Genomic DNA, 24,581 nt, shown 5'->3' with positions numbered 1-24,581 from the left:
CGTTCAGGCCCGCTTCGCCGCGATGTAACGGTCGACCTCTTCTTCCAGCACGGTCAGCGGAACGGCGCCATTGCCCAGCACCACCTCATGGAAATCACGGATGTCGAACCGCGCGCCCAGCGCAGTCTCCGCCTTCTTGCGCAGCTCGGCGATCTTGAGCTGGCCGATCATGTAGCTCGTCGCCTGACCGGGGTTGTTGATGTAGCGGTTGACCTCGCGCTCGATATCCGCCGCCGAGATTGACGAGTTCGCCTTGAAATAGTCGATCGCCTGCTCGCGGCTCCAGCGCTTGGCATGGAGCCCGGTATCGGTGACCAGCCGAATCGCGCGCCACATCTGCAGCGAGAGCATGCCGAACTCCGCATAGGGATCGGCATAGGCACCCATCTCCTTGGCCAGCCGCTCGGTATAAAGGCCCCAGCCCTCGCTGTAGACGCTGTAGCCGCCGAACCGCCGGAACTTCGGCAGCCCTTCCAGCTCCATCGCGCGCGCGATCTGGAAATGATGCCCCGGCGCCCCCTCGTGCACCGCAATCCCCTCAAGCTGGATCTTCTGCACCTGATCCATGTTGGCGAGGTTGGTGTAATAGATGCCCGGGCGTGATCCATCGGGCGCCGGGCGGTTGTAGAAGGCGACTGCGGCCGTGCCCTCGCGCCATTTCTCGACCGCACGCACTTCCAGCTTCGCCTTGGGCAGGCGGTGGAACCAGCGCGGCGCCGCCGTCATCATCTTGGCGACCACCGCGCGCGCCTCGGTCAGATAGGCCTCGCGTCCGGCATCGGTGTTGGGGAATTTCAGCTGGGGATCGGTCCGCACCACCTCGAAGAAGCTTTCGAGCGTGCCGGTGTAGCCGATCTTCGCCTTGACCGCCTCCATCTCGCGGCGAATCGCAGCGACCTGATCGAGGCCGATCCGGTGGATCTGGTCGGCGGTCAGGTCGGTCGTCGTATTCTGCGCCAGGCGGTTGGCATAAAAGGCATCGCCATCGGGCAGGCTCCACGCGCCGTCATTGCCCTTGGCCTTGGGCTCGATCTCGTCGAGCACCGCAAACAACGTGTCGAAACCGCGCTTGAACGGACCGGTCAGCGCCTGTTGCGCGTCGGCGATCAGCGCCGCCTTGTCGGCATCGGCGATCTCGAGCGCACCGACCTTCTTGCGGAAATCAGCCATCACCGTGCTGTCCGCCCCCGTATCGAACGGGGCGCCGCTGATGACCTTGCGTGCATCCTCGCGCGCCGGCTTGAACACCATCTTGGGCGGAACGATGCCCTTGCCCGCCTGATCGCGCATCGTCGCGGCGACCTCGCGCATCACGCGCTCGACCTCGCCGATCCGGGCGATATAGGCACGCGCATCGGCGACGTTCGCAATGCGGTGGTTGTTGATGAGGAAGACCGGGATCTGCCCCGCCGGACTGCCATTGGTCGATACCGGAAAGCCATAGTCGCGGAACTTGTACGCCGCGCGCGATCGCTCGACCTGGGTCTCGAACAGGCGATAGCTCAGCCGCGCCTGTGGCCCGAGCTTCGCCGGATCGAATTTGGCCCGCATCTCCGCCAGCGTGGCTTCGGCCATCGCCATCCGCTTTTCGCCCGCAGCGCGGGTATAGTCGTCGAGCTTGTCGTAATTGGTCTTGAGGCCCAGCGCGGTCTGGCTCTCCGGGCTCAGCGCGACATTGGCGTCGAACGCCGCGTCGAGAAATGCATTGAGCCGCGCATCTTCCGCACGCGTGTCAGCGACAATGGGGGCCGCCTGAGGGGCGGCGTTCGAAACCAGCGCGGGGGCGGCAACCCCGGCGAGCAGCAGCGGAAGAGCAAGACGCAGTGTCACGGGCGATTTCCTGTGCGTGAGGAACGAGATACCGCACGCTATCGCCTGTGTGTCACCGGAGCAATGCGCCGCGACCGTCAGGCCGCGACCGCCGCATCGAACCGGTTGACCAGCGCCTGCAGCCGGTCAGCCTCAGCCCTGAGCAGACGCGCTGCAGCATTGCACTGCTCACCCATCGCCGCGTTTTTCTGGGTCATCTCGTCGATGCTTGCGATCGCTTCGCGAACCTGGACGATGCCAGCCGTCTGAGCATCCCCGCTTGCGGCGATCTCGCCAACCAGGACGCTGCCGTCCGAAACCTTGGTGATGATCGCCTTCATCGCGTCGCCCGAACTCAGCACCAGCTGCGCGCCCGCACGCACTTCCTCGCTCGACCGGTCGGTCAGAGCCTTGATGTTGCGCGCCGCTTCCGCACTGCGTTCAGCCAGAGCGCGAACAGCGTTGGCGACGACATCAAAGCCCTTGCCCGCCTCGCCCGCGCGACCCGCTTCGATGCTGGCATTTAGCGCGAGCATATTGGTCTGAAACGCAAGACCGTCGATGAAGCCTACGATCTGGTCGATTTCGCCCGCCGCGTTCTGCACGCGTTCCATCGCCGCTATCGCATGTTCGAGAATCCGGGCATTTTCGGCGGCCTGCCGATCCGTTTCGGTCATGATTCCGGCGGCATGGCTGGACGCGCCCGCGGCGCGCCTGACCCGTTCGGTAAGCGCGGATATCGCGGCGCTGGTTTCCTCGACCCGCGCGGCCTGTTGTTCGGTCCGCACCGACAGGTCGGAGGTCGCCTCCGCGATCTCGCTCGCACCGGTGTTGAGGATCATCGTCGTATCGCGAACCGCCGCGATCGCGACCTCCATCGCGTCAGCTGCGGCGTTGTAGTCCTCGCGCAACTGCGCATACTCCTCAGGAAATGCGCTCTGGATGCGGTGATGCAACACCCCCTCGCGCAATCGGCCCAAAGCTTCCCCCAACGCGCTCACCACGGCGCGCTGTATCGCCGCCTGCGCCTCCGACTCCCGCCGGGCTTTCTCAGCCACATAGCTGACGATCCCGGCAAGTGCGCGGGCGATATCGCCAATCTCGTCCTGACGTGACGTCTCCGCCTCCGCGTTCGCTTCGCCGCCTTCAGCCATGACGTTCATCGCGGCCGTGATCGTCCGCATCGGCCGGATCACCTTGCGCAGCACAAACACGATAAAACCGATCGTCGCAGCACCGATCAGGGAAGCCAAACCCAGGAGTTGCCAGATGGTCAACGCGATCTTCCGTTCCGCTTCGGCCTTCAGCTGCTTCTGATAGGCAAGGGCCATCTCGACCGCGCGATCCACCGCGTCACGATGCCGCTCATAGGCGGCGCTTAACCGCTCGAAGCTGGCATTGACTGCAACGGGATCGCCCCCGCGCACGGCGGGCAAGAAGTTCGAATCCAGCTCCTTCCAGAACGCCTGCGCGCTCGAATCGACGTCGCGCGTGATCGCTTGCTGCAGGTCGGACGCGATCGCGCTGTCACGCCAATAGGCTTGGCGCGCGTCATAGGCTTCGCGCAGCGCGCGCAGTTTCTGCGTGTTGGCTGCAAGCGTCTCGGGGTGCCGCGCAATCTTGTTGGCGACCAGATAAGGTTCAATGACATAAACAGGAGGCGGCAGAATGTCGGCGATCAGGTCCGATGCTTCCTGCGATTCTCGCTGGATCGGCCCACCCATGATGACATGTTCGATCCGCCATCCGCCATAGGCGAAACTGAGCAGCGTTAGCGCGATCAGGATCGCCCCGGCGGTGATGGTCAGACGGCGAATGCTCATATCGGATCCCCGATCACGCGCAGTGTCGCATCTATCATAGTCAGGCGATGGGCTGATCGGTCGCGAGCCGTAAACACCGTGGTGATACGGTCATCACGAAAAAGGGCCCCGGTTTCCCGGAGCCCTCTTCATTATCGCGATCGGCAGGCGATCAGTCGTCGTTGCCGCCAGTCAGGAAGGCCGGGAGGCCGATGCTCTCGCCGCCCTCGTCCTTCGACTCCGAACGCTCGCCGCGCGGACGGTCGTTGCGATCGCCACGGTCACGGCGCGGGCCGCGATCGCGATCGCCGCCACGGCCACCGTCGCGACGACGATCGCCGCCACGGCCGCCTTCGCGCTCGCCACGCTCGCCGCGTTCACGCGGTTCGCGCGCCGGGCGGGTGTCCTCCAGCTCGGCACCGGTTTCCTGATCGACGACGCGCATCGACAGGCGCACCTTGCCGCGCTGGTCGATCTCGAGCACCTTGACCTTAACCTCCTGGCCTTCGCTCAGGACGTCGCTGACCTTTTCAACGCGTTCGTTGCGGATTTCGGAGACGTGGACGAGGCCGTCCTTGCCGCCCATGAAATTCACGAACGCGCCGAAATCGACCAGGTTGACGACCTTGCCGGTATAGATCTTGCCGACCTCGGCCTCTTCGACGATGCCCTTGATCCAGTTCATCGCGGCTTCGATCTGGCTGACGTCGGACGAGCTGATCTTGATCAGACCCTCGTCATCGATATCGACCTTCGCGCCGGTGGTCGCGACGATCTCGCGGATCACCTTGCCGCCGGTGCCGATGACTTCGCGGATCTTCGACTTGTCGATCTGCATCGTCTCGATGCGCGGCGCGTGCGCCGAAAGTTCGGTGCGAACTTCGCCCAGCGCCTTGTTCATCTCGGCCAGGATGTGCGCACGGCCGTCCTTGGCCTGTGCCAGCGCGGCTTCGAAGATTTCGCGCGTGATGCCCGCGATCTTGATGTCCATCTGCATCGTGGTGATGCCTTCGGACGTCCCCGCCACCTTGAAGTCCATGTCGCCGAGGTGATCCTCGTCGCCCAGGATGTCGGACAGGATCGCATAGTCCTTGCCCTCGAGGATCAGGCCCATCGCGATGCCGCTGACCGGGCGCTTGATCGGCACGCCGGCGTCCATCATCGCAAGGCTGCCGCCGCACACCGACGCCATCGACGACGAACCGTTCGACTCGGTGATGTCGCTGGTCAGGCGGATCGTGTAGGGGAACTCGTCCTTGGTCGGCAGCACCGGGTGCAGCGCGCGCCACGCCAGCTTGCCATGACCGACTTCGCGACGGCCCGGCGCGCCGAAGCGGCCGACTTCACCGACCGAATAGGGCGGGAAGTTGTAGTGGAGCATGAAATGCTCATACTTCAGGCCGTTCAGGCCATCGATCATCTGCTCGGCATCCTTGGTGCCGAGGGTGCAGGTGGCGATGGTCTGGGTCTCGCCGCGCGTGAACAGCGCCGAACCATGCGCGCGGGGCAGGAAGTGCGTTTCCGCCTCGATCGGACGGATCTGGGTCGTGGTGCGACCGTCGATACGCTTGCCGGTCTTGAGGATGTCGCCACGGACGATCTCGGCTTCCAGCTTCTTGGTCAGCTTGATGCCGGCCATCACCGTCTGCGGGTCGAGGCCGTCCTCGGTGAACTGCGCTTTCGCCTTCGCCCGCGCTTCGTTGAGTGCGTTCGAACGGGCCGACTTGTCGGTCAGCTTGTAGGCGGCGGCAATGTCCTTGCCGATCAGCTTCTTGAGCTTGTCCTTGAGCTTGGCATTGTCGTCCGACGACGCCATTTCCCACGGCTCCTTGGCGGCCTGCTCGGCCAGCTTGATGATCGCCTTGATCACCTCGCGGCACGCATCGTGCGCGAACAGCACGGCGCCCAGCATGACCTCTTCCGACAGCTCATTGGCTTCGGATTCGACCATCATCACCGCGTCATGCGTCGCGGCGACCACCAGGTCGAGGTCGCCGGCAGCGACCTGCTCGTCGGTCGGGTTGAGGATATATTCGCCGTCGAGGTAACCGACGCGCGCGGCGCCGATCGGGCCCATGAACGGCACGCCCGAAATGGTCAGCGCGGCCGATGCCGCGACCATCGCCAGCACGTCGGGCTCATTGTGCCCGTCATAGCTCAGCACCTGAGCGATCGCGTTGATTTCGTTATAGAAACCTTCCGGGAACAGCGGGCGGATCGGACGGTCGATCAGGCGGCTGACCAACGTTTCCTTCTCGGTCGCGCCACGCTCGCGCTTGAAGAAGCCGCCGGGGATGCGTCCCGCGGCCGAATACTTCTCCTGATAATGGACGGTGAGCGGGAAGAAATCCTGCCCATCCTTGACGCTCTTGGCAGCCGTGACGGCGCAGAGCACGACGGTTTCGCCGAGCGTCGCCATGATGGCGCCGTCGGCCTGGCGGGCAACCTTGCCCGTTTCGAGTGTCAGGGTCTGTCCGCCCCACTCGATCGATACGGTCTTCTTGTCGAACATCTTATTTCCTTTGGACCGAACGCCCAATGCGTCCGGGGCCTATGTGCAGGCTGTCCGGCCTGCGCGGTGCGGGGTGACGTCACCCCTGTGATGCGGGCCACTGGCCGGATTGCCGGCGACCCAAAGACCCGGGCGCGTGCCCGGAATGGCAAAAAGGCGGCCCGGAGGCCGCCTTTTCGGTTACTTGCGAAGCCCGAGCTTCGCGATGAGTGCGGTGTAGCGGTCCCCGTCCTTCTTGCGGAGGTAGTCGAGGAGGCTGCGACGCTTGTTGACCAGCATCAGCAGGCCGCGGCGCGAATGGTTGTCCTTCGCATGGCCCTTGAAATGCTCGGTGAGGTTCAGGATGCGCTCGGTCAGGATCGCGACCTGGATCTCGGGGCTGCCGGTGTCGCCTTCGGCGCGGGCATGTTCCTTGATCAGCGCTTCCTTGCGCTCTGCGGTAATCGACATTCTGGTTCCTTCGACATCGTCACTACAGGTTGAAGCCGCGCACGACCCGGACCGTTCCGTCCGAAACCACGACCAGCGCGACGGGCGTATCGCCCTCCAGCGCGAAGTAATGGCCGTCATGAGCAGCAGTCCCGGTCAGCACTTTCCCCTGACGGAGCGCCTCTGCCTGACCGGGTTCGAGGGGTAGAGCCGGGATGTCGTCCAGCCCCGCCCTCAATGGCAGGAGGCAATGTTCAAGCGCCTGCGCCTTAGCGGATTCGTCCAGCTTGTCCAGCGATATCGCGGAATCGAGCGTGAACGGCCCGGCCTTGATCCGACGCAGCATCGTGACGTGCCCGACGCTGCCAAGCGCCCGTGCGATGTCACGCGCGAGGCTGCGGATATAGGTGCCCTTGGACACAGATGCCGTGAACGTCGCCGATTCGCCATCGGTCGCACCCAGGGTCAGCGCATGGATCGTCACCGGGCGCGTCGCCAGCGTCACGTCATTGCCCTGGCGCGCGAGGTCATAGGCGCGCGCACCATCGACCTTGAGCGCGGAATAAGCAGGCGGCACCTGATCGATCGGGCCGGTGAAACGCGGCAGGATTTCCGCAATCGCGGCACGGGCCGGGCGCACGTCCGATTCCGCGACCGCGCGGCCCTCCAGATCGAGCGTATCGGTCTCGACCCCGAAGCGGATCGTGAAATCATACACCTTGTCGCTGTCGAGCATCCGCCCGGCCAGCTTGGTCGCCTCCCCCACCGCGATCGGCAGCACGCCGGTCGCCAGCGGATCGAGTGTGCCGCCATGGCCGACCTTGGGCAGGTCGCGCAGCTTAGGCCCATAGCCACAGGCGCGCAGCGCGCGTTTCACCGCGCTCACCCCCTGGGTCGAGCCGAGCCCCAGCGGCTTGTCGAGAATGATCCAGCCATGCATCGCTGCGGCCATAGCTGCGGTTTCAGCAAAGCTGAACCGGTTGCTTCGCCGGGCCCTCAAACCGTCAGATTGACAAGTCCCAGCACAAAGCGCGTGATCGCGTTGATCAACGGCGCGGCAACCCATTCGCCGATGCGCGCATGCGGGTCGAGCAGCGGGATTGCCACCACCGTCGCGATCACCGCGAGCACCACCAGCCGCCCGGCGCGGCGCAACCGCTGGCGCAACGGCACCGGCAGCAGCGCGCTCAGCGCCCGCCCCATATCGAATGGCGGGATCGGCAGCAGGTGAAAGCTCGTCATGCACGCATTGGCGAGAATGAAGTTGAACAGATTGGCGGTGACCAGCCAGGCGACGCCCTGCTGCGGCATCGCACCGCCCGATGCGGCAACCAGCGCGCCGAGTGCGACCGCACCGACCAGCGCGGCGGCAAAGCTGGCCACCGGCCCGGCGAGCGCGCTGAGCAGTCGCCGCCGACGCGCCAGCGCGTCCTCGCCATGGGCAAAGGGGCGATAGCGCGGCCAGCCAAATACGGGCGCGCCCGATACCGCGAGCGCGATCGGGACGATGACCGTGCCGACCGGGTCGACCGCGCGCACGATGCGCGGCAGACGTGTGGATGCCGGGACCGGCGCATCCGCCTCTGTCGGCAGCCAGCTCGCGACAAGCCGCTGCGCCCAGTCATGCAGCACCACCGCCGCGATCGCCGGCAATGCCCATATCGCCAGTGATTCGATGATCGGCTGCATCCACTCCCCCGCCGCCACCGTGGCGAAGCGCGCCGTTCGGCTCCACCTTTTTCATGCGCGCTGCCGTTACGGAACGGGACGATTGGGGCGCTTATCCGGCCGCCGCGAGCGCTTCGGTGAAATGCCGCCGGCACAAGGCGATATAGCGGTCGTTTCCGCCAATTTCGGTCTGCGCGCCATCGGCCACGGCGCGCCCATCGACATGCACGCGCAGGTTCATCGTCGCCTTGCGGCCGCAGCGACACACCGACTTGATCTCGACCAGCGAATCGGCAAGCGCCAGCAACCGTGCCGATCCGGGGAACAGGTCCCCCCGGAAATCGGTGCGCAGGCCATAGGCAAGGACCGGGATCCCCAGCACATCGGCGACGGCGGCGAGCTGATCGACCTGGGCTGCGGTCAGGAATTGGGCCTCGTCGACCAGCACGCAATGGACCGGCCCATGATCGGCCTCGCGCTCGACCTGAAGGCGCAGGTCGAGCGCCGGGTCGAACGTCACCGCGTCCGCCGCAAGCCCGATCCGCGACGCGATCCGCCCGGCGCCCGACCGGTCATCAAGCGCGGCGGTGAACAGCAAGGTGCGCATGCCACGCTCGCGATAGTTGAAATCGGCCTGCAGCAGCGTGGTCGATTTCCCCGCATTCATGCTGGCATAATAGAAATAGAGCTTGGCCATCGCACCGACCCTAAGCGCGGCTACCGCGAAACGCGATCAGCTTTCTGCATCACCCCCGCCGGCCAGATCCCGCGCCACCTTGGGATCGCGCAGCAACTGGTCGATATGGCTGCCCTCGTCGAAGCTCTCATCCGCCAGGAATTTGAGCCGGGCTGCATATTTCATCTTCATCCGCCCGGCGACTTCGCGTTGCAGATAGGCGGTGTTGGTGCGCAGCGCCTTGATCACCGCTTCCTCGTCCTTGCCGAGCAGTGGCTTCACGAAGACGGTGGCGTGGCGCAGGTCGGGCGACATGCGCACTTCGGTCACGCTCACCACATGGCTGGTGAGCACATCGTCACGCACCTCCCCGCGCGCGAGGATGTCGGACAGGATGTGGCGCACCTGCTCGCCCACGCGCAGCAGGCGGACGGAACGGGTTTCGGGCGTGTCGTTGTGCTTCATGAACTCCCTCTCCCCTTCAGGGGAGAGGGCCGGGGAGAGGGGCAGTTCTAGACTGCCACCGTCCGGCTGAGGGACAGGCCCCTCTCCCAACCCTCTCCCCTGAAGGGGAGAGGGCTATTTGATTACAGCGTCCGTTCGCGCAGCTCGACCTCGAAGGTTTCGAGGAAGTCGCCCGGCTTGATGTCGGTGAAGTTCTGGCTGAACGTCACACCGCATTCCAGGCCAGCGCGGACTTCGGCGACATCGTCCTTGAAGCGGCGCAGCGACGCGATCTCGCCCTGGTAGATGATGACGTCGTCGCGCGTGATGCGCGCCTTGAGCGCCTTGCGGATCGCACCGTCGACCACCAGCAGACCGGCCGCCTTGCCATGCTTGCCGGCCGAGAAGACCTCGCGGATTTCGGCACGGCCGACGACGGTTTCGAACGCTTCCGGACCAAGCTGCCCCGCCATGCCGGCTCGGATCTCGTCGGTGAGCGTGTAGATCACGTCATAATATTTCAGCGCGACCTTGTTCCGCTCGGCGATCTCGCGGGCCTTGGCGTTCGGACGGACATTGAAGCCGATGATCGGCGCGCCCGAAGCCGCAGCGACGTTGACGTCGCTTTCGGTGATGCCGCCGACGCCCGAGTGCAGGATCCGCACCTTGATATCGTCGGTCGAGATCTTGTTGAGCGACCCGATGATCGCCTCGACCGTCCCCTGCGTGTCCGCCTTGACGACGAGCGGATACTCCATCGCCTGCTTTTCCTTGAGCGCCGAGAACATGCTCTCGAGGCTCGCGGGGGTGTTGGTCGTGCGCTTGTTCTGGATCACGCTGGCGCGATAGGCCGCGACTTCACGGGCGCGTGCCTCATTCTCGACGACCTGCAGCAGGTCGCCCGCCATCGGCACGCCCGACAGGCCGAGGATTTCGACCGGCATCGACGGGCCGGCTTCCTTCATCTGGCGCCCCTTGTCGTCGACCAGCGCGCGGACCTTGCCGCTTTCGGCGCCGACAACGAACACGTCGCCGACCTTGAGCGTACCGCGCGTGACCAGCACGGTCGCGACCGGGCCGCGCCCCTTGTCCAGCTTCGCCTCGACCACATTGCCCTCGGCCGCGCGGTCGGGATTGGCCTTGAGCTCCATCAGCTCGGCCTGGAGCTGGATCTTCTCGATCAGATCCTCAAGGCCCAGCTTCTTGAGCGCCGAAACCTCGACGTCCTGCGTTTCGCCGCCCATCGCCTCGACCTGGATGTCATGCTCCAGCAGGCGCTCGCGCACCTTCTGGGCATTGGCTTCGGGCTTGTCGATCTTGTTGATCGCGACGATCATCGGAACGCCGGCCGCCTTGGTGTGATTGATCGCCTCGATCGTCTGCGGCATCAGGCCGTCATCCGCGGCGACCACCAGCACGACGATGTCGGTGACGTTCGCGCCACGCGCGCGCATTTCCGAAAACGCCTCGTGGCCCGGCGTGTCGAGGAAGGTGATCTTCGACTTGTCCTTCAGCGTGACCTGATAGGCGCCGATATGCTGGGTGATGCCGCCGGCTTCGCCGCGCACTACGTCGGTGCCACGCAGCGCGTCGAGCAGGCTGGTCTTGCCATGATCGACATGGCCCATGATCGTGACCACCGGCGGACGCGGCTTGAGCGAATCTTCGGCATCCTCGACCGTGTCGACGGCAAGGTCGATGTCGGAATCGGACACGCGCACGATGTTGTGGCCGAATTCGGTCACCAGCAGTTCGGCGGTATCCTGGTCGATCGTCTGGGTCAGCGTGACGGGCATGCCCATCTTGAACAGCGCCTTGACCAGGTCTGCGCCCTTTTCGGCCATGCGGTTGGCGAGTTCGGCGACGGTGATCGCCTCTGGCACCTGCACGTCACGAACCTGCTTGGCCTGCGGCTCGCGCGGGCCGGTATGGCGGCGTTCCTTGTCACGCGCCCGCTTCAGCGCGGCGAGGCTGCGCGCACGCGCGCCGTCGTCGCCACCCAGCGCACGGTTCACGGTCAGCTTGCCGCCACGGCGCTCGTCGCCCTTGCGGTCGCGCTGCTGCGGACGCTGCGGCTCGGGCGCACGTGCCGGAGCGCGGTTCGGACCCAGATTCTGGGTCCGCGGCGCTGCCGTGCCGGACGACGCAGCAGGCGTGGCGGACGCGGCAGGCGCCGCCGGTTCGGGCTTTGCCGGCGCAGGGCGCGGAATTTCCGGCCGCTGGACCGGGGTAAACTGGCGCGGCGCGGGACGCGTCGGGTCCAGCTGCAACGCAATGGGCTCGGGCCGGGCCGGTGCCGCGGGGCGCGGCGCCGGAGCGGGGGTCGGCGCGGGGGCGGCAGCGGGCGCAGGCTGGGCTGCGGCCGGCGGCGGCGGCGGCGCAGGCTCGGCCTTGGGCGCGGCGGCGGCCTTGGCCGCTTCCGCTTCGGCGCGGGCCTTTTCCTCGGCGCGGCGCTGCTCGGCCGCAGCGGCCTCGGCGCGCTCGCGCTCTTCGCGACGGCGCGCTTCTTCCAGCGCCTGCATGCGCTGTTCTTCGGCTTCGCGCAGAAGGCGGGCCTGGCGCTCCTGCGCGGTTTCGCCGGCCGGGGCGGCCGGGCGCGGAGCCGGCGCGGGGGGCGGTGGCGGTGGCGGCGGCGGCGCAGCTTCCGGTGCCTGTGGTGCTGCGACCTCGTCCTGCGCAGCGGCGCCCTGCGGGCCGATGACCCGGCGCCGCTTGACCTCGACCACGACGGTATTCGAGCGTCCGTGGCTGAAGCTCTGCTTCACCTTGCCGGTCTCGACCGTGCGCTTCAGCCCCAGCGGCTGGCGCATTCCGAGCTTCGGCTTTTCGTTTTCGGTATCGCTCAAGTTTCTTATCCTGCTCTTCTTCGTCGTTCGTCGGATCGCCGCAAGGCCGAATGCGCCTTGCGAGCGGGTTTCGCAAGGCTATGGGGCCGGGTCGGGTCCGTTAAAGTGCAGCCATCGGTCGAGCGCTTCACGCACCCGTCCAGCTGCTCTGGCGTCGGTCAGGCCAACATGTACCACATTTTCGCGGCCAAGCGCCAAGGACAATATGGGGCGTGCCACTGGCAATGTGAACCCCGTGTCGCCAGACCCTTCGCGATCGGTGCCGACGCGCAGTGCCTGGTCCAGCTTGCGCGACCCATCGGCACCGGCATCGGCCGCGTGCAGCAACAGATGCAACCGGCCCATCCGCCCGGCCTTTTCGATCCGCTCGCCGCCGATCACGACATGGCCGGCCTTGGCTTCCAGCCCCAGCCGGTCAAGAAAGGCGCGTTCGAGCTGCGCGGCGATCCGCGCGCCCAGATCCTCGGGGATCGTCAGCTCACCGGTCTTGAATGCGCGCGCGAGTGCGCCGCGCAACGCCTTTCCGCTCGCTTCCAGCGTGGCGCGGTCGACGCCGATCCACGCGCCGCGCCCGGGCGCCTTGGCGCGCACATCGGGCAGGACGTGCCCGTCCGGCGACAGGGCAAGGCGGATGAGCCCGTCGCGAGGCTGACCCTCGCGCGAGAGGATGCAGGTGCGGATGGGACCCCCATCCGCACGCTGACCGTCCGTCAGTTCAACCGGGCGCTCATTGTTCGGAGTCCGCAATTGCGTCCTCCCCACCCGACGCAGCGGGCTCCTCGTCGGCGAACCCCGAAGAGCCGGCTGCTGCCGGCTCGTCTTCGAACCAATGTGCACGGGCGGCCATGATGATCTCGTTGCCCTGCTCGTCGCTCAGGCCGTACTCGCCGAGCACGCCACCCTTGTCCTGCTCGCGCACCGGCGCTGCCGGGCCATCGCCACGGCGACGCGGCTCGGCGCGCTTCTTGGCGACCAGCTCGTCGGTGGCCAGATCGGCGAGGTCGTCGAGCGTCTTGATCCCGGCCTTGCCCAAGGTGACCAGCATCGCTTCGGTCAGATAGGGCATGGTTGCCAGATCGTCCTCGACGCCCAGCGCGCGGCGGGCCTCGCGATTTGCCTCTTCGCGGCGCTCGAGTGCCTCGGCGGCGCGGCTCTGCAGCTCCTGCGCAAGGTCGTCGTCAAAGCCTTCGATGCTCGCCAGCTCGTCGATCTCGACATAGGCGACTTCCTCGAGCTGGCTGAAGCCTTCGGCGACCAGCAGCTGGGCAAGCGTCTCGTCGACGTCGAGTTCGTTCTGGAACATCTCGCTGTTGGCGACGAATTCCTGCTGACGCTTCTCGCTCGAATCGGTCTCGGTCATGATGTCGATCGCCTTGCCGGTCAGCTGGCTGGCGAGGCGGACATTCTGGCCGCGACGGCCGATGGCGAGGCTCAGCTGATCGTCGGGAACGACCACTTCGATGCGGTCATCCTCTTCGTCGATGACGACGCGCGCGACGTTCGCCGGCTGCAGCGCGTTGACGACGAAGGTCGCGGTGTCGGGCGACCACGGGATGATGTCGATCTTCTCGCCCTGCATTTCCTGCACGACCGCCTGAACGCGGCTGCCCTTCATGCCGACGCACGCGCCGACCGGGTCGATGCTGGAATCGTGCGAGATGACGCCGATCTTGGCGCGCGAACCCGGGTCGCGGGCGGCGGCCTTGATCTCGATGATCCCGTCATAGATTTCGGGAACTTCCTGCGCGAACAGCTTCTTCATGAAGTCGGGATGCGCGCGGCTCAGGAAAATCTGCGGCCCGCGCGTCTCGCGCACGACCTTGAGGATCAGGCTGCGGACACGGTCGCCGACGCGCACCACTTCGCGCGGGATCTGCGCGTCGCGGCGGATCACGCCCTCGGCGCGGCCCAGATCGACCACGACATGGCCGAACTCGACGCGCTTGACGACGCCGGTGATGATCTCACCCTGGCGGTCCTTGAACTCTTCATACTGGCGCTCGCGCTCGGCATCGCGGACCTTCTGGAAGATGATCTGCTTCGATGCCTGCGCCTGGATGCGGCCGAATTCGATCGGGGGCAGCGGGTCGACGATGAAGTCGCCGACCTTGGCGTCCTTCTGCAGCTTCTGCGCGCCCTTCAAATCGACCTGCTTGAAATAGTCGTCGACGGCCTCGACCACCTCGACCACGCGCCACAGCCGCAGGTCGCCGGTCATCGGGTCAAGCTTTGCGCGGATGTCGTTCTCGACGCCGTACCGATTCTTGGCGGCACGCTCGATCGCCTCTTCCATCGCCTCGATGACGATGGCCTTGTCGATCATCTTCTCGCTCGCCACCGAATTGGCGATTGCGATCAGCTCGGCCTTGTTGGCGGAAATGGCGGTGGCCATCAGTCCTGTTCCTCTGCTTCGAATTCGTCAGCGCCCTCGGTCGAGAGGGGGCGGGTTGCGGCGATCAGCCGGTCGGTGATCAGGAGCTTGGCGTCCTCGATCTTGCCGAACGGCACCGAATGGGTGACGCCCTGAGCGTCGGTGATGGCGACCATGTCTGCGGATACACCGGCAAGGCCACCCTTATACTGCTTGCGCCCGTCGATCTTCTCGCTGAGCGTGATCCGCGCCTCATGCCCCTGCCAGTCCGCGAAATCCTTGAGGCGAGTCAGCGGCCGGTCGATGCCGGGCGAGCTGACCTCGAGCCGATAGGCTTCGGGAATCGGATCCTTGCCTGCTTCCTCCAGCGCGTCGAGCTGATCGGAAATGCGGCGCGACAGATCGGCGCAATCGTCGATCGTCAGCTGGCGCGTGTCGGGCCGCTCGGCCATCACCTGCAGCGTCCGGTCACCCTCGCCACCAAACAGCTTGACGCGCACCAGGTCGAAGCCGAGCGCGCGCGCTTCGGGTTCGATGATCGCGGTCAGGACTGCCAGATCGGCCAACGCTCAAAACTCCAATTGCACCGGATACACCCCGTCGCCGCCGAACCCCGTGGGGCCGGCCTCGCCAAGGTTTCCAATGTCGAGAACGGCTTCTCTATAGGCGCATGGCGCGCAAACGGCAAGCCGTTCGAATCTGCCCCTTGGGACCCCTTTTCGCGGACTGTTTCACGTGCAACATCCACGCATCCTGCGCGTTGCGCACATTGCTTCTGGGAGGATTTGATGCGCCTGTTACCGATCGCCGCCGTGCCGTTCGTCCTGATCGCCTGCACCGCGGCACAGCCCGGCAACAGCCAGGAAGGCGCCGCCGCGACGGGTGCGCTGCCCTTTACCGTGACGCCGGTGGCCGATTTCGACGCGCCCTGGGCGATGACATTCCTGCCCGATGGTCGGATGCTGGTCACCGAAAAGCTGGGCAAGCTGATCCTGCTCAGCGCCGACGGCAAGACCAAGACCGAAGTGACCGGCGTGCCGGCGGTCGACAGTGCCGGGCAGGGCGCGCTCAAGGAAATCCTGCTCGCGCCCGATTATGCCAGCAGCAAGCGCGTCTATTTCAGCTTTTCCGAATCCGGGCCGGGCGGAAAGGGCGTCGTGCTCGCCCGCGCCACGCTGACCGATGGCGCCGCGCCGATGCTGACCGGGGTCGAGCGGCTGTTTCAGGCCAGCCCCTATGTCGAGGGCAGCGGCCATTATTCGGGCCGCATCGCCTTTGCCCCCGATGGCCGCCACCTGTTCTTCACCAATGGCGAACGCCAGAAGTTCGACCCGTCGCAGGATCCCAAATCGACGCTGGGCAAGGTGCTGCGCCTCACGCTGGACGGCAAGCCGGCGGGCGATCCGGGGCTGACGGCAAAGGGGTTTCACCCGGCGATCTGGTCCTATGGCCATCGCAACCTGCTCGGCATCGCGTTCGATTCGGCCGGCAATCTGTGGGAGCAGGAAATGGGGCCCAAGGATGGCGACGAGGTCAACCTGATCCTGCCCGGCCGCAACTATGGCTATCCGATCGTGTCGGACGGCGACCATTATGACGGGCGCGTCATCCCGGATCACGACACCCGTCCCGAATTCGAAGCGCCCAAGGTCTCGTGGAAGCCGGCGATCTCGCCCGGCGGGCTGATGGTCTATTCGGGCAAGATGTTCCCGCAGTGGAAGGGCGACCTGTTCATCGGTGGCCTGTCGAGCCAGGCGCTGGTCCGTGTCGACGTGACCGGCACCAGCGCGGCAAAGGGCGACCAGTGGCCGATGGGCGCACGCATCCGCGAGGTGGAAGAAGGCCCGGACGGCGCGATCTGGGTGCTCGAAGACGGCGGGCGCGGGTCGCAGGGGCGCCTGCTCAAGCTGACCCCCGCTGGCGCGCGCTAGGCGATCAGGAAGTTCATCCGGGCCGCCGCGACGGGGCGGTCCGGATCGTCCTGCCAAGCGAATGCCTCGACATTGGCGACCCGGTTGCCGAGCCGGCTGACCTTGCCCTGCGCACGCGTCGGCTTTTCCCGCCCGCCGCGCATGAAATCGACCGTCACGTTGACCGGCTTGATCCGCGCCTCGGCCCGGCCCTCCCGCGCCAGCGCATCGCGGATCGCCACCACCGCCGCCATTTCGAGCAACCCGGCCAGCGCGCCGCCATGCACGAACCCGGGCCGGCCCAGCACGCCGCTGCCAAAGGGCATGACCAGCACCGGTGGCCCGTCACCGCGCTCGACCGAAATGCCCAGCAGTTCGGCATAGGGGGGCAGCGCAATGCTCATGCCGCCTGCTCCATGAACATGAAGGTACCGGCGACATGCGCGACCGGGTCCTCGGCATCGCCGTCATGCGCGATCCCGCGCACGAAGCCGACTGATCGCGTGACACGATAGCATTCGCCCCGCCCGATAACGGTGCGGCCGACCAGCGCCGGGCGCAAATAGTCGACGCGCAAGTCCAGCGTCGCATGCGGCAGGAACCCGCCCCGCTTCATCCACACCCCGATCGACGTGGCCATGTCGAGCAGCGCGATGATCGGCCCGGACGCGAGGACGCCACGCTCGGCATCGCCGACCAGTCGTGCATCGAAGGGCAGTTCCAGCTCGCACCAGTCCGCGCCATGCGCGCGGTACCGGATCCCCAACGCATCGCCATGCCCCCCGACGCGGTTGGCAAAGAAATGTTTCGGATCGAACGGCATCGGCGTCAGCGTCATGCCCGTCCGCTACCCGCCTGCGACCGTCGCGGCAAGCCGCCCGGCCCGGTCGTGCTGCCAAGCATAAAAGCGAATTAACTCAGCGCCGCCGCATCGGCGCCCTAGCATGGGTTGTCAGGAGGACCCGACCATGCTGAAGCTCGACCCGGCCGACATTGCCCCGCTGAGCGTCCCCGTCGCCCTGTACGGCGCGATCCAGTCCGGAGACCTGGCCAGCGACGAGATTTTCGACATGCTCGTCGCGGTCGTCGTGATCGTCTATGGCGGCTGACGCGTGGCGACGCTCGCGACACGCCATGGCGGTGCCGCCAATGACCGGTTTCACGCGCGGCTGGCGCAGCATGTCGCGGCGCGCATGGCCGGGCTGCAGCACCCGGACGCGATCCGCGCCGCGGCGATCGCGCTGCTGAGCGACTGCACATGGCTGGCCGAGGTGCTGGCGCCGCTGATCGCGGGGCTTGCCGCCGATCCATGGTTCGCGCCCGCCATCCGCGTCCAGCGCGACGCGCGCCGCACTGCGCTGGTGCTCGCTGATCTTCCCGCACTCACGCTGAGCGCCAGCATCACGGCCGCTGCCCCGCTGGCCAGCGCCGGTCCCCCGAGCAGGTTCGTGCTGCCGGGGCGCCAGCGCGTGACCCGCTATCTGCGCGGCGGCGACGCGCAGGTGCGCCGGTGGCAGCGGATCGAATCGGACGTCCCGGTCCGCTGCAGCGAGGTCGCGGGCGAAACCCTCGCCGACGGCATGCTGATCATGCAGGACGGGGTCCGCGAAGCCCGGCTGATCGTCGCCGCCGCGCGCGACGTCGTCGCGGTTACCGCCACGGTCAAGCCGGGCGCGGATGCGCTGGTCCGCGAGTTCGCGGTGGCGGACGGGCGACTGCTGCGTCAGGCTTCGGCCGACGATGCGGCATCGCGTGCAGAGCTGCTGCTGATGTTGTTGCGGGCCAGCGGACGCGCCGATGCTGGTGCGTGTTTCGACTCGGCCAGCCACGATGCAGCGCCGCAGCTGCGCTGGGCGGCGATGCGTGAATGGCTGATGCTCGATGCCCATGCTGCACATCCGCGGCTGGCCGCCATGGCCGCGCACGATCCCGATGCGGCCGTGCGCGCCGCTTCCCGTCGGACGCTCGCTACCCTTGCCGCGCGGATGGCCACGGCATGACCCGCAGCATCGATCCGGGCGACGGCGCCGCTATCGGGCTCGACGTGCTGATCGATACGCTCGAGACCACGCCGTTCCACGCCCATGACGAGGACAGCATCGCCGCGCTTGGCCCGCTGCTCGCCCGCCTCGGCCGCAACCGCGGCTTTCTCGCCGACCTCGCCATCGCCGAGCTCAAGAGCCGCTGCGCGGGGCAGTCCGCCCTCAATGGCTATGGCGCCCAGAGCTTTCTACTGCATTCGGCCAATGGCCGTTATCTGCTGCGCGCCAATTTCTGGCCGGCGGCGGACGACGCGATCGTGCGTGCGAGCGGGCCGGATCCGTTCGCCTATGGCATGGCGCACGACCATAATTTCTCGTTCCTGACCTATGGCTATCTCGGTCCGGGTTATCGCAGCGATTATTGGGAGCGCGATCCGGCGCGGCCGGACCTGCCGCTGCGCTTCACCGGGCGACGCCAGCTCCTGCCCGGACAGGTACAGCTCTACCGCATGCAGCGCGACGTGCATGCACAGCTGCCCCCCGAACAGTTTTCGGTGACGCTCAACATCCTCGTCATTCCTCCGGAACAGCGCTGGATCGACCAGCACCGCTTCGATCCCGCCACGGGCGCGGTCACCGGCATCCTGTCGACCTCGCCGGCCGAAGGGCTGGTCGCGATCGCCGCGCATCTTGGCGGCGGCAATGGCGTCGATCTGGCCGATCAGCTCGCGCGGCGCCATCCGCATCCCCGGATGCGCGCGACCGCGCGCGCCGCGCTCGAGTCCGCAGCAGCGGGCGTCGCCGACTCGTGCCGCCCCGACCCGGCGCCCCCGCCCGATCCCGCCATTCCGGACATTTCGCGGGCAGACAAGGGCGGCGCAACCCGCTCAAATCCGGGCCGTGGCCCCGGTGATTCTGTCCGAAGTCGAGATACCTCAGCTTGACTGCGCGGTCCGCGCCCGGGGCTATGCACTCGCGCATGGCGCGTCTGCGGCACCCGTGGGGACCGAGGTGGCGGCGATCCTGTGCCGCTGGCAGGCCGGGCGCGCAGTCCGTGCCGGGAGCGTCCCGCACATCATGCTGGCCGCCAACCGCACCGAACTGCTCGCCGCGCTCGATTCGGGGGCGGCGGACGCGATCGCGCCGCCGGTTGACGCGGACGAGCTGGCCGCGCGGCTCGACCTGCGCATCCGCGCCGCCGGGCGTGCGGCGCTGGTGGTCGGTCCGGTGACGATCGATCCGCTCGCGCGCACCGTGGCGCGGGAGGGGGTGCCGATCGCGCTGGTCCCGCGCGAATTCACGCTGCTGCGCTATCTTGCCGAACGCGCAGGCCAGTTTGCCACCCGGCGCGAGCTGCTCGACCAGGTCTGGCGTCTGCGCCTTGATCCCGGGACCAACGTCGTTGCGGTCCATGTGTCCAACCTGCGCGCCAAGATCGACCGCCCATTCGCGGTCCCGCTGATCCAGAGCCGCAGAGGGCTGGGCTATCGCTTCGTCGCGGGTTAACGTGCGCGTCAATTCCAGTGCCGGGCAGCACCGGCGCGAAGCGATGGAGAGGCTGCAAGTGACCGAACAGCGCGTGACCATGACCTTTGCCGACGGCATCGCCGATGTCCGGCTGGTTCGCCCCGACAAGATGAATGCGCTCGACCCGGCGATGTTCGCGGCGATCGCACAGACGATCGATACGCTCGCCGCGCTGCCCGGGCTGCGCGCCGTGATCCTGTCGGGAGAGGGCCGCGCCTTTTGCGCCGGCCTCGACATGGCCAGCATGGCCGGCGGCGGCTCCGGGCTCGATCTTGGCGCGCGCAGCCATGGCGAGGCCAATCTGTTCCAGCAGGTCGCCTGGGGCTGGCGCACCCTGCCCGTTCCGGTGATCGCCGCGGTGCATGGCATCGCATTCGGCGGCGGATTCCAGATCCTCTCGGGCGCCGACATCCGCATCATCGCGCCGGATACACGCTGCGCGATCATGGAAATGAAATGGGGAATCGTCCCTGACATGGCCGGCTTTGCGCTGTGGCGCACCACCGTGCGCGACGATGTCCTGCGCGAGCTGATCTATACCGCGCGCGAATTCGACGCGGCCGAGGCGCTGGCCCTCGGCTTCGTCACCCGCCTCGCCGATGACCCACACGCCGAGGCGATGGCGCTCGCCCGTGCGATTGCCGGGCGCAATCCGGAGGCGATCCGCGCGGCCAAGCGCCTCGCCAACCTGTCCGCCGATGCCGCCGCAGGACCGATCCTGGTCGCCGAAAGCGCGGAGCAGGCCAAGCTGATGCGTTCGCCCAACCAGATGGAAGCGGTGATGGCCAATATGCAGAAACGCGCCCCGACCTTCGCTGACTGAGACTTCCAATGCGTGCCCACCCGCGATAAGGAAACGCCATACCCGATATACGAATGAGAGGATGAACATGCGCGAAGCCGCGATCGTCTCCACCGCCCGGACCGGCATCGGCAAGGCTTATCGCGGCGCATTCAACGCGACCGAAGCACCCGTGCTCGCTGCGCATGTGATGAACGCTGCGGTCGCGCGCGCGGGCATCGATCCGGCGCGAATCGACGATATCTTCTGGGGCGTCGGTAACCAATGGGGCACGCAGGGGGCCAATGCCGGGCGCATGGCGGTGTTCGCCGCCGGGCTGCCGCCGAGCGTCCCCGCCTTCACGCTCGACCGCAAATGCGGCTCCGGGCTCACCGCGCTGGCGCTGGCGGCGCGCTCGATCATCGCGGGCGATATCGATGTCGCGCTGTCGGGCGGCATGGAATCGATCAGCCTGACGGTAAACAAGGACGCGCCGCGCTTCGCCAACCAATCGGTGCTGGCCAACGAACCGCACGCTTACATGCCGATGATCGAGACCGCCGAGATCGTCGCCGAACGCTATGGCATCAGCCGCGAAGCGCAGGACGCCTATGCCGCGCAGAGCCAGCAGCGCGCCGAGGCGGGGCTGGCAAACGGTGCGTTCGTCGAGGAGATCGTGCCGATCACGGTCGAAAAGGCGCTGTTCGACAAGGAGGGCAACCGCACCGGCAGCGAGCAGGTGACGGTCACGCAGGATGAAGGCATCCGTCCCGGCACCACTGCCGAGGCGCTGGCCGGCCTCAAGACCGTGTGGAAGGACGGACAGGTCATCAAGGACGGGCGGAACATCACCGCCGGCAATGCCAGCCAGCTGTCCGACGGCGCCGCTGCGCAGATCGTGATGGACCGCGCCTCCGCCCAGGCCGAGGGCAAGGACATTCTCGGCATCTATCGCGGGTTTCAGGCAGCGGGTTGCGGCCCGGAGGAAATGGGCATCGGTCCGGTCTTCGCGATTCCCAAATTGCTCGACCGCGCCGGGCTGTCGGTGGACGATATCGGGCTGTGGGAGCTCAACGAGGCCTTTGCCAGCCAGTGCCTGTATTGCCGCGACCACCTCGGCATCGATCCCGCGAAGTACAACGTCAATGGCGGCGCGATCGCGATCGGCCACCCGTTCGGGATGACCGGCGCGCGGCTGGTCGGCCACGCACTGATCGAGGGGCGCAAGCGCGGGGTGCGCTGGGTGGTGGTGTCGATGTGCACCGCCGGCGGCATGGGCGCGGCCGGGCTGTTCGAGATCGTCTGACCCGGTTCGACATCCCCGATCGGCTTCGCTAGAGCCGCGCCATGCAACTCAGACTGGGTACACGCGGATCGCCGCTCGCACTGGTTCAGGCCAATCTTGTCCGCGACGCGTTGCTCGCCGCGCATGACTGGGCGCCCGATCAGGTGACGATCGTGCCGATCCGCACGACCGGCGACCGCGTTCAGGATCGCCCGCTCGCCGAGATCGGCGGCAAGGCGCTGTGGACCAAGGAACTCGACCGCGCGCTGCTTGACGGCGAGATCGACCTTGCCGTCCATTCGATGAAGGATGTCGAGACGATCCGCCCGGAAACCATCGCGGTGGCCGCGATGCTGCCGCGCGCCGATGTGCGCGACCGGCTGATCGGTGCGGATTCGATCGACGCGCTGCCGGCGGGCGCGCGCATCGGCACCAGTTCGCCGCGCCGCGCCGCGCAGCTGCGCCGGCTGCGCCCCGATCTGTCGATCGTGCCGCTGCGGGGCAATGTCGACACGCGCCGCGCCAAGGTGGCAGCGGGCGAAGCCGATGCCACCCTGCTCGCTGCAGCCGGGCTCGACCGCCTGGGCTATGGCGATGTCGGCGTGGCGATCGACACCGACCTAATGCTGCCGGCGCCATCGCAGGGCGCGGTGGGGATCGAGGTCCGTGCCGAGGATGCGGCGGTTCGCACCCAGATCGCCGCCATCGGCGACGCAACCACCGCGCGCTGCGTCTGGGCGGAGCGCGCACTGCTCGCCGCGCTTGGCGCCGATTGTCACTCCCCGGTCGCGGCGCACGCGATGCTGACGCCCGACGGCTTGCACCTGCGCGCCGAAATCCTGCGCGAAGACGGCTCGGAACAGGTCCGCATCGTGCGCGACGGGCTCGACGGGACCCCGCATGAGGCCGTGGAACTGGCCCAGGCGCTGCTGGCCGGCGCCTCGCCGCAGTTGCGCCGCCTGTTCGGGCATTGACCCGGCCGCTCGCCATCCTCCGCCCTGCCCCGGGCGACCGGGCGACACTGGAACGCGTGCACGCAGCCGGCCTTGCCGCCCGCGCAACGCCGCTGTTCACGGTCGGCCCGCTCGCCTGGGCTCCGCCCGACCCCGCCGCGTTCGACGCGCTGGTGCTGACCAGCGCCAATGCGGTGCGCCATGGCGGACCCGGCCTCGCCATTCTGGCGCAGCTTCCCGTGCTCGCGGTCGGGCCGCAGACTGCCGCCGTTGCGGCGGCCGCTGGCCTGACTGTCGCCGCCACCGGCGACTCGGATCTCGCCGCGCTGCTCGCCGGCCAGCCGCCGCAGCGACGGCTGCTCTGGCTTGCGGGACAGGATCGCACGGCCAGCACGCACCCCGCCCTGCGTCAGTTCATCCCGGTCTATGCCAGCACCCCGCGCCCGCTCAACGCAGCCGAGGCGGAGTCTCTCCACGGGTCCGTGGCACTGCTCCATTCCGCACGCGCCGCGCAGCGCCTCGGTACCGAGCTGGACCGCCATCGCGTTCCGCGCGGAACGGTGCGCATCGCCGCCCTCAGCGCGGCGATTGCCGACGCCGCCGGGCCCGGCTGGGCCGACCGCGCGATCGCGGCGCGGCCGGACGACACGGCGCTGATCGCGGCTGCGCGGCGACTGGCGATTGACCCCTGACCGCATCGGGAGAATAAGCAGGTCATGACCCCCGAAGCCCCGATCCCGGCCGTGTCCGCACGCGCCAACCAGCTGACGGTCGTGCTGGTCGCCATCCTCGTCGCGTTCATCGCCGGCCTTGCCGCGATGGCGATCGTCTTCCGCCTTGGCGGCGGATGGGGGGTGGCGCCGCCCGCTGCACCGGCCGCACCGGTTCAACCACTGGCACCGCCGGCCCCGGCAATGGTGCCCGCAACCGACGTCGCCACGCTGGCCGCGCGCGAGCAGGCGCTGGCCGCGCGGCTCGACCAGCTCGATGCCCGGCTGCGCGCAACCGATGGCGATGCCCGCGTGGCGGCAAGCTATGCCGGCCGCGCCGAAGCGATGATGCTGGTAACCGCGACCCGGCGCGCGCTCGAACGGGGCCAGGACCTCGGAATCATCGCCGGAGAGCTGAAGCAGCGCCTGGGCCCGGCTGCCCCGGACGCGGTGACCACGGTAATCGGCGCTTCGGCCGAACCGCTGACGCTCGAAGACCTGCGCCTCGCCTTCGACCAGATTGCCCCGCGCTTGTCGACCTCGCAGCCCGACGATGGCTGGCTGAGCGCGATCCAGCGCGAACTGTCGACGCTGGTGATCATCCGCAAACAGGGTTCGCCCAGCCCCCACCCGCGCGAGCGGCTGGCGCGCGCGCGGCGCCTGCTCGCGCAGGGGCATGTCGAAGCAGCGCTCGCCGAAGTCTCGCGGCTGCCCGGCGCCCAGGGGGCCGAAAGCTGGATGGCCGCCGCCGGACGCTATATCGAAACACGCCGCGCGCTCGACACGCTCGAAACCGCGGCAATCCAGGGAAAGGCGCAGCCGGTCACCGGCGCGCGCGCACCGGCCACGCCGGCATCGATTGGTACAGGAGAGTAA

24 protein-coding genes are annotated in these 24,581 nt (G+C 67.5%); 10 read left to right on the top strand and 14 right to left on the bottom strand.

From position 1 onward, the window contains the following. Positions 1–3 precede the first annotated feature (3 nt). The 12 genes from J2Y54_RS09935 to rimP form a co-directional block, all read right to left on the bottom strand. Positions 4–1,830 (bottom strand): DUF885 domain-containing protein, encoded by a 1,827-nt coding sequence (locus J2Y54_RS09935; RefSeq protein WP_310039194.1) that lies wholly within the window; start codon positions 1,828–1,830, stop codon positions 4–6. Positions 1,831–1,907: 77 nt separating this feature from the next. Continuing rightward, entirely contained in the window at positions 1,908–3,632 is a 1,725-nt protein-coding gene (locus tag J2Y54_RS09930; RefSeq protein ID WP_310039193.1) for a methyl-accepting chemotaxis protein, read from the bottom strand. A 151-nt stretch (positions 3,633–3,783) separates the two neighbouring features. After that, on the bottom strand, positions 3,784–6,123 hold the full coding sequence (pnp, locus tag J2Y54_RS09925; RefSeq protein WP_310039191.1) for a polyribonucleotide nucleotidyltransferase: 2,340 nt from the start codon (positions 6,121–6,123) through the stop codon (positions 3,784–3,786). A gap of 180 nt (positions 6,124–6,303) precedes the next feature. Beyond that, positions 6,304–6,573 (bottom strand): 30S ribosomal protein S15, encoded by a 270-nt coding sequence (gene rpsO, locus J2Y54_RS09920; protein WP_310039190.1) that lies wholly within the window; start codon positions 6,571–6,573, stop codon positions 6,304–6,306. Between the two features lie 22 nt (positions 6,574–6,595). Next, a complete protein-coding gene (gene truB / locus J2Y54_RS09915; RefSeq protein ID WP_310041269.1) occupies positions 6,596–7,492 on the bottom strand; it encodes a tRNA pseudouridine(55) synthase TruB in 897 nt (298 codons plus the stop codon). Between the two features lie 56 nt (positions 7,493–7,548). Further along, positions 7,549–8,241 carry a hypothetical protein gene (locus tag J2Y54_RS09910; RefSeq protein ID WP_310039188.1) on the bottom strand — a complete coding sequence of 231 codons (693 nt, stop codon included), beginning with the start codon at positions 8,239–8,241 and terminating at the stop codon, positions 7,549–7,551. 91 nt (positions 8,242–8,332) lie between these two features. Continuing rightward, the gene (locus J2Y54_RS09905) at positions 8,333–8,917 is read right to left on the bottom strand and encodes a thymidine kinase (RefSeq protein ID WP_310039185.1); all 585 of its coding nucleotides are present in this window, start codon (positions 8,915–8,917) and stop codon (positions 8,333–8,335) included. A gap of 36 nt (positions 8,918–8,953) precedes the next feature. Beyond that, on the bottom strand, positions 8,954–9,361 hold the full coding sequence (rbfA, locus tag J2Y54_RS09900) for a 30S ribosome-binding factor RbfA (protein ID WP_310039183.1): 408 nt from the start codon (positions 9,359–9,361) through the stop codon (positions 8,954–8,956). A gap of 122 nt (positions 9,362–9,483) precedes the next feature. Continuing rightward, complete coding sequence (gene infB / locus J2Y54_RS09895; RefSeq protein WP_310039181.1) at positions 9,484–12,186, bottom strand: translation initiation factor IF-2; 2,703 nt, start codon at positions 12,184–12,186, stop codon at positions 9,484–9,486. A 78-nt stretch (positions 12,187–12,264) separates the two neighbouring features. After that, entirely contained in the window at positions 12,265–12,900 is a 636-nt protein-coding gene (locus tag J2Y54_RS09890) for a DUF448 domain-containing protein (RefSeq protein ID WP_310041267.1), read from the bottom strand. 13 nt (positions 12,901–12,913) lie between these two features. Next, positions 12,914–14,578, bottom strand: coding sequence for a transcription termination factor NusA (gene nusA, locus J2Y54_RS09885; protein WP_310039179.1), 1,665 nt, complete (start codon positions 14,576–14,578; stop codon positions 12,914–12,916). Continuing rightward, complete coding sequence (rimP, locus tag J2Y54_RS09880) at positions 14,578–15,123, bottom strand: ribosome maturation protein RimP (protein WP_310039176.1); 546 nt, start codon at positions 15,121–15,123, stop codon at positions 14,578–14,580. The genes nusA and rimP overlap by 1 nt, the downstream gene beginning before the upstream one ends. A 222-nt stretch (positions 15,124–15,345) precedes the next feature. Here rimP and J2Y54_RS09875 point away from each other — a divergent pair, with 222 nt between their 5' ends. Further along, on the top strand, positions 15,346–16,488 hold the full coding sequence (locus J2Y54_RS09875) for a PQQ-dependent sugar dehydrogenase (protein ID WP_310039173.1): 1,143 nt from the start codon (positions 15,346–15,348) through the stop codon (positions 16,486–16,488). Here J2Y54_RS09875 and J2Y54_RS09870 read toward each other — a convergent pair. Both J2Y54_RS09870 and J2Y54_RS09865 read right to left on the bottom strand, forming a co-directional pair. Then, positions 16,485–16,871, bottom strand: coding sequence for a PaaI family thioesterase (locus tag J2Y54_RS09870; protein WP_310039172.1), 387 nt, complete (start codon positions 16,869–16,871; stop codon positions 16,485–16,487). The two genes, J2Y54_RS09875 and J2Y54_RS09870, sit on opposite strands and share 4 nt — an antisense overlap. Further along, positions 16,868–17,305 (bottom strand): PaaI family thioesterase, encoded by a 438-nt coding sequence (locus J2Y54_RS09865; RefSeq protein WP_310039171.1) that lies wholly within the window; start codon positions 17,303–17,305, stop codon positions 16,868–16,870. The genes J2Y54_RS09870 and J2Y54_RS09865 overlap by 4 nt, the downstream gene beginning before the upstream one ends. Before the next feature lie 130 nt (positions 17,306–17,435). Here J2Y54_RS09865 and J2Y54_RS09860 point away from each other — a divergent pair, with 130 nt between their 5' ends. The 9 genes from J2Y54_RS09860 to J2Y54_RS09820 all read left to right on the top strand — a co-directional run bounded on the left by J2Y54_RS09860 (position 17,436) and on the right by J2Y54_RS09820 (position 24,581). Continuing rightward, on the top strand, positions 17,436–17,576 hold the full coding sequence (locus tag J2Y54_RS09860) for a hypothetical protein (protein ID WP_310039168.1): 141 nt from the start codon (positions 17,436–17,438) through the stop codon (positions 17,574–17,576). Positions 17,577–17,579: 3 nt separating this feature from the next. Then, on the top strand, positions 17,580–18,467 hold the full coding sequence (locus tag J2Y54_RS09855; RefSeq protein WP_310039166.1) for a hypothetical protein: 888 nt from the start codon (positions 17,580–17,582) through the stop codon (positions 18,465–18,467). Continuing rightward, positions 18,464–19,393: a transposase gene (locus J2Y54_RS09850; RefSeq protein WP_310039164.1), complete on the top strand. Its 930-nt coding sequence runs from the start codon at positions 18,464–18,466 to the stop codon at positions 19,391–19,393. Before J2Y54_RS09855 ends, J2Y54_RS09850 begins: the two co-directional genes overlap by 4 nt. Further along, positions 19,359–19,955 (top strand): response regulator transcription factor, encoded by a 597-nt coding sequence (locus tag J2Y54_RS09845; RefSeq protein WP_310039161.1) that lies wholly within the window; start codon positions 19,359–19,361, stop codon positions 19,953–19,955. Before J2Y54_RS09850 ends, J2Y54_RS09845 begins: the two co-directional genes overlap by 35 nt. A 58-nt stretch (positions 19,956–20,013) precedes the next feature. After that, the gene (locus J2Y54_RS09840) at positions 20,014–20,799 is read left to right on the top strand and encodes a crotonase/enoyl-CoA hydratase family protein (protein ID WP_405052906.1); all 786 of its coding nucleotides are present in this window, start codon (positions 20,014–20,016) and stop codon (positions 20,797–20,799) included. Between the two features lie 67 nt (positions 20,800–20,866). Further along, positions 20,867–22,063, top strand: a complete 1,197-nt coding sequence (locus tag J2Y54_RS09835; protein WP_310039156.1) for an acetyl-CoA C-acyltransferase — start codon at positions 20,867–20,869, stop codon at positions 22,061–22,063. Between the two features lie 41 nt (positions 22,064–22,104). Further along, positions 22,105–23,016, top strand: a complete 912-nt coding sequence (gene hemC, locus J2Y54_RS09830; RefSeq protein WP_310039154.1) for a hydroxymethylbilane synthase — start codon at positions 22,105–22,107, stop codon at positions 23,014–23,016. Beyond that, positions 23,013–23,687, top strand: coding sequence for a uroporphyrinogen-III synthase (locus J2Y54_RS09825; RefSeq protein ID WP_310039152.1), 675 nt, complete (start codon positions 23,013–23,015; stop codon positions 23,685–23,687). Before hemC ends, J2Y54_RS09825 begins: the two co-directional genes overlap by 4 nt. Before the next feature lie 24 nt (positions 23,688–23,711). Continuing rightward, entirely contained in the window at positions 23,712–24,581 is an 870-nt protein-coding gene (locus J2Y54_RS09820) for a hypothetical protein (protein ID WP_310039150.1), read from the top strand.

This window comes from Sphingomonas sp. BE123, from assembly GCF_031456015.1.
GTDB lineage: Bacteria > Pseudomonadota > Alphaproteobacteria > Sphingomonadales > Sphingomonadaceae > Sphingomonas.
Note: the sequence above shows the minus strand (reverse complement) of the source record. Positions and strands in the feature narration are given on the sequence as shown.

Excerpts from the sequence above, each read along its gene's own strand:
- J2Y54_RS09910 (WP_310039188.1), bottom strand. The coding sequence starts at position 8,241 with ATGCAGCCGATCATCGAATCACTGGCGATATGGGCATTGCCGGCGATC.
- J2Y54_RS09850 (WP_310039164.1), top strand. The coding sequence starts at position 18,464 with ATGACCCGCAGCATCGATCCGGGCGACGGCGCCGCTATCGGGCTCGAC.
- J2Y54_RS09860 (WP_310039168.1), top strand. The coding sequence starts at position 17,436 with ATGCTGAAGCTCGACCCGGCCGACATTGCCCCGCTGAGCGTCCCCGTC.
- J2Y54_RS09875 (WP_310039173.1), top strand. The coding sequence starts at position 15,346 with ATGCGCCTGTTACCGATCGCCGCCGTGCCGTTCGTCCTGATCGCCTGC.
- pnp (WP_310039191.1), bottom strand. The coding sequence starts at position 6,123 with ATGTTCGACAAGAAGACCGTATCGATCGAGTGGGGCGGACAGACCCTG.
- J2Y54_RS09930 (WP_310039193.1), bottom strand. The coding sequence starts at position 3,632 with ATGAGCATTCGCCGTCTGACCATCACCGCCGGGGCGATCCTGATCGCG.
- rbfA (WP_310039183.1), bottom strand. The coding sequence starts at position 9,361 with ATGAAGCACAACGACACGCCCGAAACCCGTTCCGTCCGCCTGCTGCGC.
- J2Y54_RS09820 (WP_310039150.1), top strand. The coding sequence starts at position 23,712 with ATGACCCCCGAAGCCCCGATCCCGGCCGTGTCCGCACGCGCCAACCAG.
- truB (WP_310041269.1), bottom strand. The coding sequence starts at position 7,492 with ATGCATGGCTGGATCATTCTCGACAAGCCGCTGGGGCTCGGCTCGACC.
- J2Y54_RS09835 (WP_310039156.1), top strand. The coding sequence starts at position 20,867 with ATGCGCGAAGCCGCGATCGTCTCCACCGCCCGGACCGGCATCGGCAAG.
- rpsO (WP_310039190.1), bottom strand. The coding sequence starts at position 6,573 with ATGTCGATTACCGCAGAGCGCAAGGAAGCGCTGATCAAGGAACATGCC.
- J2Y54_RS09870 (WP_310039172.1), bottom strand. The coding sequence starts at position 16,871 with ATGAGCATTGCGCTGCCCCCCTATGCCGAACTGCTGGGCATTTCGGTC.
- J2Y54_RS09865 (WP_310039171.1), bottom strand. The coding sequence starts at position 17,305 with ATGACGCTGACGCCGATGCCGTTCGATCCGAAACATTTCTTTGCCAAC.
- hemC (WP_310039154.1), top strand. The coding sequence starts at position 22,105 with ATGCAACTCAGACTGGGTACACGCGGATCGCCGCTCGCACTGGTTCAG.
- J2Y54_RS09905 (WP_310039185.1), bottom strand. The coding sequence starts at position 8,917 with ATGGCCAAGCTCTATTTCTATTATGCCAGCATGAATGCGGGGAAATCG.
- nusA (WP_310039179.1), bottom strand. The coding sequence starts at position 14,578 with ATGGCCACCGCCATTTCCGCCAACAAGGCCGAGCTGATCGCAATCGCC.